The 9443-nt window shown below is 50.7% G+C and carries 8 protein-coding genes and 2 pseudogenes; 3 read left to right on the top strand and 7 right to left on the bottom strand.

What is annotated here, in order from left to right; all coding sequences use genetic code 11:
- Window positions 1–147: 147 nt before the first annotated feature.
- The gene (locus QN377_RS19305) at window positions 148–582 is read right to left on the bottom strand and encodes a MerR family transcriptional regulator (RefSeq protein WP_016779317.1); all 435 of its coding nucleotides are present in this window, start codon (window positions 580–582) and stop codon (window positions 148–150) included.
- Between the two features lie 93 nt (window positions 583–675).
- On the opposite strand from QN377_RS19305, the gene QN377_RS19300 reads away from it, so the two are divergent.
- Window positions 676–1638, top strand: a complete 963-nt coding sequence (locus QN377_RS19300; protein ID WP_016779316.1) for an arsenic resistance protein — start codon at window positions 676–678, stop codon at window positions 1636–1638.
- Between the two features lie 38 nt (window positions 1639–1676).
- Here QN377_RS19300 and QN377_RS19295 read toward each other — a convergent pair.
- Window positions 1677–1787 (bottom strand): annotated as a pseudogene (locus QN377_RS19295) (transposase domain-containing protein); the annotation flags it as partial.
- Between the two features lie 2 nt (window positions 1788–1789).
- Window positions 1790–2104 (bottom strand): annotated as a pseudogene (locus QN377_RS19290) (disulfide bond formation protein B); the annotation flags it as partial.
- Between the two features lie 61 nt (window positions 2105–2165).
- Here QN377_RS19290 and QN377_RS19285 point away from each other — a divergent pair.
- Entirely contained in the window at window positions 2166–2606 is a 441-nt protein-coding gene (locus tag QN377_RS19285) for a MerR family transcriptional regulator (RefSeq protein WP_016779314.1), read from the top strand.
- 480 nt (window positions 2607–3086) lie between these two features.
- On the opposite strand, the gene QN377_RS19280 is transcribed toward QN377_RS19285, so the two are convergent.
- Entirely contained in the window at window positions 3087–3440 is a 354-nt protein-coding gene (locus QN377_RS19280; protein WP_016779313.1) for a hypothetical protein, read from the bottom strand.
- 390 nt (window positions 3441–3830) lie between these two features.
- Here QN377_RS19280 and QN377_RS19275 point away from each other — a divergent pair, with 390 nt between their 5' ends.
- Window positions 3831–5156, top strand: coding sequence for an OprD family porin (locus QN377_RS19275; RefSeq protein ID WP_016779312.1), 1326 nt, complete (start codon window positions 3831–3833; stop codon window positions 5154–5156).
- A 363-nt stretch (window positions 5157–5519) separates the two neighbouring features.
- Here the strand turns inward: QN377_RS19275 and QN377_RS19270 are convergent, their stop codons facing one another.
- From QN377_RS19270 to QN377_RS19260, 3 genes are all read right to left on the bottom strand, one after another.
- Window positions 5520–5846: a DUF2790 domain-containing protein gene (locus tag QN377_RS19270; protein ID WP_081481051.1), complete on the bottom strand. Its 327-nt coding sequence runs from the start codon at window positions 5844–5846 to the stop codon at window positions 5520–5522.
- A 74-nt stretch (window positions 5847–5920) separates the two neighbouring features.
- Window positions 5921–6118 (bottom strand): co-regulatory protein PtrA N-terminal domain-containing protein, encoded by a 198-nt coding sequence (locus QN377_RS19265; protein WP_016779311.1) that lies wholly within the window; start codon window positions 6116–6118, stop codon window positions 5921–5923.
- Window positions 6119–6258: 140 nt separating this feature from the next.
- Window positions 6259–9423, bottom strand: a complete 3165-nt coding sequence (locus tag QN377_RS19260; protein WP_016779310.1) for a CusA/CzcA family heavy metal efflux RND transporter — start codon at window positions 9421–9423, stop codon at window positions 6259–6261.
- Window positions 9424–9443: the final 20 nt, after the last annotated feature.

Here is a 9443-nt window from a genome sequence, read left to right as displayed (position 1 = left end):
ACGCTGGTTGCTCATGGCACCTCCTAATGGGCCTCATTTTAAGGCTTGGAGGTGTCTACGAAACTAGGGGCGATTCAATATACCTTCGAGACCTTCGCGTTATTCGGTTTCGATGGCATCTTGCTTCCCCCACGCTTCTTGATTCGCCTAGGAGCAGCAACCGGAGCGCGTCCCAGCAGCGGGTTCGAACAAGGACTCTACAATCGTGCAATCTGGGGAGTTTGAACCCAAGCAAATTGACTCACACGTGCCTGCCATTGAGAGCAGCTCTATCCGGATTTGCTGGAGCTTAGCTACCTTCGACTCTACTTCTGCTAGGTGCTTCTTGACCACCGACAGCGCGTCAGCGCACGGACGATCAGCATCTGCTGCGAGCGCGATGAGTTCTCGGATATCGTCGAGGGGAAAGCCTAACTCACGATTCTGACGGATGAAGACGAGTCTTGAACGATGCTTCTCTGTGTAGATTCGGTGCCTGCCGGTCGACCGCAGCGCCGGAGGTAAAAGGCCTATTTTCTCGTAATAGCGAATAGTTTCAATGTGGCAACCCGTTGATTTAGACAACGCCCCGATTCCTGACATGCGAATTCCCCAAGCATTTTCTTGAACCTGTAGTAGCTACAGATATTACCCTGCTCAATCGAAAATTGATTTCACGCGTTTTAAGGGCATTTTGTGGACAGAGAACAGCTAGAGAAGAACCAGATTCCCGTCTACTTCGTCGCGGTCATTGTCGCTGCTATCGGAGGTCTGCTCGCACCTAATGCTTCTCAAGCGTTAGGTGCGTTGGTGACGCCAGCCATCGCTGTGCTGATGTACACCATGTTTCTACAGATCCCATTCCTGGATCTCCGTGAAGGGCTTGCAAACAAGCGTTTCATGACGGCGCTGCTGACAGCCAACTTCGTCGCCATCCCCCTGTTGGTTTGGGCGTTGACCATGGGCCTAACGGGTCACCCAGCGATTTTGGTGGGTGCACTGTTGGTCTTGCTGACGCCTTGTATCGACTATGTGGTGGTGTTTACCCATATCGGTAAGGGCGACTCCAAACTGACTCTGGCGGCAACGCCGTTACTACTCTTGCTTCAGCTTGTGCTACTGCCCCTGTATCTGGCCTTCATGCTGGGTAATGACTCGGGGGTGGTTATATCGGTGGGCCCATTTGTTGAGGCTTTCGTAGTGCTGATTGCTTTGCCCTTGGTATTGGCGGTAGCAACAGCTGCCGGTACAAAAAGGTCACGCGTCGTTGAGGGTTGGAACAACGCTTGGGCTTGGATGCCTGTACCGGCTATGGCAGCGGTATTGGTCGCAGTGATCGGATCTCAGATTTCAGCGGTGGTCAGAGACATGGACAAGCTGCTGCCCGTCATTCCTGTCTACATTGGTTTCATGCTCTTGGCACCATTGGTTGGTGCGCTGGTTGCGCGAGCATTCAAATTGCCGGCCATCACTGCAAGATCAGTAGCTTTCAGTAGCTCGACACGCAATTCATTGGTGGTTCTGCCACTGGCATTGGCCTTGCCAGAGGAAATCAGAGGGCTCGCTGCGGCAGCAGTCATTACTCAAACGCTGATTGAGTTGGTCAGCGAACTAATTTACATCCGAGCAATTCCTGCTTTGGTGTGGCGCAAAATGTAGATGCCAGCGAAGACATAAGCCCAAAACACCCTGCGCGATTAAGCGGGCGCCCACCTATGCGGTAGCAGCTCGTTAATCTTACTCGCGCGCTGCGTCGGCAGGCTTATAAGAACATCTTTCAGGTAAGCATATGGATCGTGCCCGTTTAGGCAGCCCCGCAAGGTTTGATGCTTTCAGGGATCAGTCCGAAATAAAGCAGGTTGTGATAGAGAGCGATGAGCCAGCCCACAACTGCTAATGGCAGTGCATAGCGCCAAACACCGGCGTCCGATAAAAAGCAGGCGACGCCCAATACAAGGACGAGTGGAAACATGAAGGCTCGTTGAAACCAACAGAGCACACAGGGCAGTTGCCCCATGACTTCACCAACGAATAGCACGGCGATTGTTGATACCAGAGCGAGCAACCAAGCACAGAGCAGTAGTGCCCAAGCTCCGGATTGATGCTGTTTTAACGGTGCTTCCATAGGATTCAGTCCGCTTTCTTTTGAGCGCGCGCAGATTTGCTTATCACCTAAGGCGCGTAGAATGAAGGTTCTAGCAACTATAAGGTCAAGCGAAATGAGTCCGACCACATATACAGTCGGAGCCTTGGCGAAGGCGACCGATACCAAAGCGATAGCCATCCGCCATTACGAGCAGGTCGTCCTCCTGCCCTCCGCAGGTCGTTCAGCATCGGGCTATCGCTTCTACACCGACGAGGAGCGCGACCGTCTACTGTTTATACTCCGTAGCCGCGCACTGGGCTTCAGTCTTGACGATGTTCGAGAGTTACTAGGCTTTGCTGATACACGCGACGCTTCCTGCGCTGGGGTGGACGCAAAAGTCGAAGGGCAGTTAGAGCAGGTTCGAGTGCGCATCCGAGACCTGCAAGGTTTGGAGTCGGAATTGGAGCGCTTGATAGCTTGTTGCGAGGGTGGCGTGATCGAGCAATGCCGCATTATCGAGTCAATGTCCAATCGTCGTTAGGCGTGCTAGGCGTGCGGCTTGAAGCTCTCTCGCTATGCCTGCAAGATGCGCGTAATTTCCTTAGACTTACTAGGGCAGGTTTAAATCACCAACCGCAGTGCTTGCAGAGCTGCAACGTGCCCCCGGATAAAACAATGGGCACCGCTGCCGGCGTCAGCAACTTCTGAGGCTTGTATGCCAACCAACTTGGAGAGCTGAAGCGGGTTACCCATAGCATTACCTCACGCCGCTGGATCGCATCGATGAGATTCGATGGCTTATAGAACCCCACCTTATTTTCGGGAAAGTTTGGGCGTAGCAGTTCGATACTGTCGCTTACAAAATTGCAGCCGATGTACTCCTTCTCACCAATGGTGTGAAGTTTCCTTCCATGCCCTGGCTGACGCAGTAACGCTGTCCTACAAGGGTCAGGCCGCCCCCCTCGTTCTTGAGACCAAATCTGATCGTCGTGCTGTGTGAGGTAAGCTGCTCATTGATGATTCAGGCGACGGCGAGATGGCTGCGTGGGCAGGGGCGCATGTCCTGACCGACAATCCCGGAGCGATGATGTATCCGTCCACCATGTTCCGCATAAACAATGTCACTGAACAACTGAATCAAAACCGAGGATAGGACAAGCTCTCCGCGCTCATGGTCGCGGAGGAAGAGCGGACTGACAAGCGCTTCCTGCGCAAAAGCCCAATCATCCGACTTAAAATTCATGGCATCTAGTGGTTGCCGATTTTGGTTTCGACGACTTCGTATGTGTTCGGATTTTTTTTGGATCTTCACTTGACGCGGCTTACAGCTGGGCCAGCCGTAAGGAAAAACTACGATAAGTTTCAGGTAAATCATTCATCCGACACTTCCTTGATTCCTTAATTAGTGCTGACTCCAAGGCTGGGAGTCTAAACTAATTTTATCCATGCTCTTATAGCTGGTCGAGCACCGCGCATCCGCACCTCTCACGTGCGAATTAAAGATTTCTGGTCGCTAAGTGAGCACGGTGTAGCAACTAGCATTGTAAAAACTCAGAGCCGCAAACGGCTGATCGCACGGCACGCGCGTCAACACTCCAAGAAAGCCGCCGAATATTACAAAATTGTAATTTCTCAATCATGCCCCTGTTATCTACAGATTGCAACGATACAACTCGGCGATGACATAGGAAGCGCGACCAGCTTCCTTCAAACAACAATTCCAGCCGAAGTGCTTTCTAGTTCTGCCGAACCGAAGGAGTGATTAATGATTAACAATACAAAGTTTTCGATAGCCGCTATGGCAATGGTTGTCAGCTCTGTGCCGTCAATGGTGATTGCGGAAGAAAAAAATGGCGGTTTTATAGAGGATAGTAGCCTTACCGTCCTTAACCGCAACTACTACTTCAATCGCGAACATCGTAACGGAGAGTCAAGCCCTACAGGCAATGGATATTCAGAAGCATGGGCAAACGCGATTATTACTAAATTCGAGTCTGGATTTACCCAGGGCACAATCGGTGTCGGAGTGGATGCGTTTGCTATGATTGGAATAAAACTCGACACGGGTGGCGGCCGTAATGGCGGCCGTAGTTCATTTGATGTCCTTCCAGTCAATAGCAACGGAGAGGCAAGGGACGAATACACAAAAGTGGGAGGTGCGGCAAAAATTCGCGCCTTTGACACCGTAGTAAAAGTCGGTGACGTATTCCCATCCACCCCAGTTGTGGCTGCTGGCGACTCAAGACTACTACCGGAAAGTTTCACTGGCGTCACAGCAACCAATACTAGCATTGAAGGCTTGACCGTTCAGGGCGGTCGCCTACATGCCATGAGCCAGCCAGTTTCGAGCAACATGCGCGACAACTTTGCGACCTTCTATGCCGGGCCTGTTAACTCGCCTTGGGCAGGCTACTTTGGTGGTGATTATAACTTAAACAAAAACGTCACCCTTAGTCTTTACTCCAGTCGCCTCAAGGACGTATGGAATCAATACTATGCTGGCACCGGAGTAAACTACTCATTATCAAATGAGCTTTCCGTATTCGGAGGCCTTAACTATTATAAGGCTGTCGATGAAGGAAAAAAATTACTTGGCGATTTCGACAATAACATATGGAGCGGTAAAGTAGGCGTGAAGTATGGTGCGCACACACTTGCACTATCCCATCAGCGAAATAATGGAAATAACGACTTCGATTACCTGCGTCAGTCGGACTCAATCTTTCTTGATAACTCAATTCAGTACAGTGATTTTAACTCACCTAAAGAACGCTCTTGGATGGTTCGCTACGACCTCGACATGACATCGTATGGTGTGCCTGGCTTGTCGTTTATGACGCGTTACGGTCGTGGCACTGATGCTGATTACTCTAACGCCAATACGACGTACATGAGACGCGATGCGGATGGAAACCCACTTACTGACCAGAAACGTTGGGAGCGTGACATCGAAGTAAAATATGTCGTTCAGACAGGTACCTTGAAAGATATGTCTTTCCGCCTACGGCAAGCTAATACTCGCGCAACCACATTTGAGTCGGATCTGGATGAGGTTCGTGTGATTATTGAGTATCCATTAGCTATTCTTTAAGATCTGCGCAGGATGAATCGTCCTAGACGAACATTCCGTTTTAGCTGGAAAATTTCAAAAATGTAATTTTTCAATCATCTTCCTGTTAGCTTAAGTCACCTATAGTAAACTGGAGTTCATAGATAGCAATCTGCTAGCGCATCTGGCTAGACTGCTACAGGTAATTAACACCCTTGCAAAAACCTGGAACTCACTGCTGTCAAGTTGAAGCTCCGCATCCACTTTTAGATTACTCATCTAAATACGATGTATTTTAAGACGCCCTTCGGGGCGTCTTTTTTATGCCTGCAGTAAACACCCCCCACATTTTATGTCTTATGACGCACTTCAAAAATATGACCCCCTATGCCAAGAGCGTAGAGGCTAACCACCTTTACGGCATTTTCCTGCCACTGTGTATCTGACTGTATTCAGTACTCCTTCAGAGTCTTCGTATGTCATAGCTGCGGGCATCACCCCGCACCCTTCCGCTGGTCGCACCATGCTAACTACATTCACAACATCTAATTTCATTCCGTATTTATATTGCTTAGCTACGGGAATTTTTTTTCCATGCCTAATCGCATACTGCTCCATAGCTACGGAGTTGGCACTCATTCTTTTTTCAAAAACCTTGTCACTATCTTTAGCAAATACGTTTGAAGAGATCGCAGCGACCACAATAAAAATAACATAATTAATAGTCTTCACTTTTTGCACCTCACATGTCAATAAAAACCCCGCAACCGGAATCGGGGCGGGGCTTATGTGTAGCACCACTACATTTACTTACTAATCGGGCCCTTATCACCGCCTGACATTTTCGGAGGAGTTTTTTTCAGCTCTTTGGCTAAAAACTTCTCCATAGCCTGCTCGGTAGCTTGAGTAGCTCTAGCAATAGTCCGGTCTCCACCACCCTCAGCCAATGCAGTGGAAGAAAGAATCAATGCTCCTACAAGAGCGTAAATTTGTGCGATTTTCATTTCGACACCTCATATTAAATACTGGTATTAGAGTATCAATACGAAGCTATCAATACGGTGGCACTAAGATTACATATCCGTCATCATTGATATAAATAGCCCGCTAATGAGGATCAGCAGCGGGCTTTAAAAACAAACTGCTATACTATTTCTTGTTTTTCGCTGTCTGCCTCTTCATCTTTACGGTGTGCCCAGTGATATAACGCAGGAAGTATCAGTAGGGTCAACACAGTTGAGGACAGTATTCCGCCGATCACAACGGTAGCTAGGGGCCGCTGGACTTCCGCGCCTGTTCCAGTAGCTAGAGCCATGGGGATAAAGCCAAGGGATGCCACCAAAGCTGTCATTAATACTGGGCGCAACCGCGTCAGCGCTCCTTCATTGATCGCAGAACTCAACGAATGTCCCTCTTCTCGAAGGTTGCGGATAAAAGCAATCATCACCAGACCGTTCAGCACTGCCACACCCGACAATGCAATGAAACCAACACCCGCCGAGATCGACAGCGGGATATCACGTAGCCACAAAGCCATAACACCACCCGTCAATGCGAATGGAATCCCGGTGAATACCAGCATGCCGTCTTTGAGATTGTTAAACATCATGAACAGCAGGGTGAATACCAAGAGCAGAGCCACAGGGACAACTATCTGCAAGCGTTTGGCAGCTGATTGAAGTTGTTCAAACTGCCCACCCCAGGTAGCCCAATAACCGGCCGGAATCTCTACCTGTTGATCAATGGCGATGCTAGCCTCCTTAACGAATGATCCGATATCCCGTCCACGTACATTCGCGCTGACAATGACCAGACGCTTACCGTTCTCACGACTGATCTGATTCGGGCCAAGTACAAGATCGAGGGTCGCCACTTCTGAAAGGGCAATAAAACCGATCTGATCGGCATTGCCATTGAGCAGCGCCGGGACTGGAATCAGCAGTGTGGACAACCCCTCAACGTCCTTACGCATGGCGTCGGATAAACGCACCACTATGTCGAAGCGGCGATCTCCCTCATACATCGTCCCGGCCTGGCGGCCACCGACAGCCACCGCAATGGTGTCTTGAACGTCTCCAACGTTCAGACCGTAACGTGCGGCTTTGTCGCGGTCTATGTTTATGGTCAGTACAGGTAGCCCCGTTGTCTGTTCGACTTTAACCTCGGAGGCGCCATCGACCCCCTGCATTGACGCGGCAATTTTCGCAGCGGTACTGTTAAGCACTGCCATGTCATCACCGAAGACCTTGACCGCCACATCACTTCGCACGCCTGAAATCAACTCGTTGAAACGTAGTTGGATAGGCTGGGAAAGCTCATAGTTGCTACCGGGCATAGCAGCCGCTGCTTTCTGGATCTCTTCTGTCAACGTCTCCCGGGACTTGCTTGGATCAGGCCATTGATCCTTCGGCTTGAGCATCACATAACTATCAGAGATGTTCGGCGGCATTGGATCGGAAGCAATCTCTGCAGTACCGGTTCGAGCAAACATCCGTTCGACTTCAGGCACTTTTTCCAGCACAAGCTTTTCCAGGCGCTGCTGCATTTCCACCGATTGCGTCAGACTTGTACCGGGTACTCGTAATGCTTGCAGTGCAAAATCGCCTTCGCTGAGACTAGGTACAAACTCACTGCCCATTCGACTGGCGACCACGCCACTCGCAGCGATGACACCTAATGCCATGGCAAATGCCAGCGATCGATGACTCATGACCCAATCCAGCGCGGGGGCATAAGCCCGTCGCGCTCCTCGCATTATCACGTTCTCTTCTTCCTTGACTTTGCCCGTCACGAACATGGCAATTGCCGCAGGAACAAAGGTTACGGACAGCAGCATAGCGCCTAGCAAGGCGATCACGACGGTGAACGCCATGGGGTGGAACATTTTCCCTTCGACACCGGTCAGGGCAAAAATAGGTAGATAAACGACCATGATGATCAACTGCCCGAAAATCAGTGGTCGACGGGCTTCTTTGGCTGCTGCAAACACTTCGTGAAAGCGCTCGGAGCGAGTGAGGAGGCGCCCGTGATGGTGCTGCGCATTGGCGAGGCGCCGTATAGCATTTTCGACAATAACCACTGCACCGTCGACGATAATACCGAAGTCCAGAGCCCCCAGGCTCATCAGGTTGGCGCTGACTTTGTTGGTGAACATACCTGTGAAGGTAAAGAGCATGGCTAGAGGAATGACCATGGCAGTGATCAGTGCTGCGCGAATATTGCCTAGGAATAGGAACAAAATCGCGATTACTAGGATTGCACCTTCAATCAGATTCTTCTTGACCGTGGCAATAGCCTTGTCTACCAAGTTAGTACGGTCGTAAACAGTGATCGCAACCACCCCTTTAGGCAGTGAACGGTTGATTTGCTCTAGCTTGACTGCAACGGCCTGAGAGACGGTACGGCTGTTCTCGCCTATCAGCATGAACACCGTGCCGAGTACCACTTCACGACCGTTTTCGGTCGCCGCACCGGTACGCATTTCACGCCCAATATCCACGGTCGCCACATTTTTAATACGTATAGGGGTGCCATCGACGTTGGCGATCACGATATTGGCGATGTCGTCGGTGGTCGCCACTTGGCCAGGGGCACGAATCAGTAGTTGTTCGCCACTGCGCTCAATGTAGCCGGCTCCTACGTTAGCATTGTTGCTTTCCAGCGCGGTCACAATGTCTGTCAGGGTCAGCTTGTAAGCGGCCAAGCGTTTTGGATCCGGAGCAATCTGGTATTCCTTGGCGAATCCGCCAATGGTGTTAATTTCGGCGACCCCAGGAACGTTGCGCAGCTGAGGTTTAATAATCCAATCTTGGATTACCCTCAGGTCGGTCGGCGTATAGGGACTACCATCCTCTTTTACGGCGTCTTCTTGGGCCTCGACAGTCCACAGAAAAATCTCACCCAAACCGGTAGAAATCGGCCCCATGACAGCTTCCACGCCTTCGGGCAATTGTTCCTTTGCCATCTGCAATCGTTCATTGACCAATTGCCGGGCGAAGAATAGGTCGGTGCCTTCCTTGAAAATCACCGTAACTTGTGAAAGCCCCGAGCGTGAGAGTGAACGCGTCTGCTCAAGTGCCGGCAGACCTGCCATGGCGGTTTCAATAGGGAAAGTGATGCGCTGCTCAGTCTCCAGTGGCGAGAAACCTGCGGCACCAGTATTGATTTGCACCTGGACGTTGGTGATGTCGGGCACGGCGTCGATCGGCAGCTTCTGGTAGCTAGCAATGCCGAGTCCGGCCATGAGGAGAACCGCGAGCAGGACGATTATGCGTTGCTCGATGGCAAATTGGATTAGGCGTTCGAACATGAGAACCTTCTCGTGGAAGT

It is taken from the genome of Pseudomonas sp. CCC4.1, assembly GCF_035019225.1.
GTDB lineage: Bacteria > Pseudomonadota > Gammaproteobacteria > Pseudomonadales > Pseudomonadaceae > Aquipseudomonas > Aquipseudomonas bubulae.
This window is presented reverse-complemented; position numbering and strand designations above follow the sequence as displayed.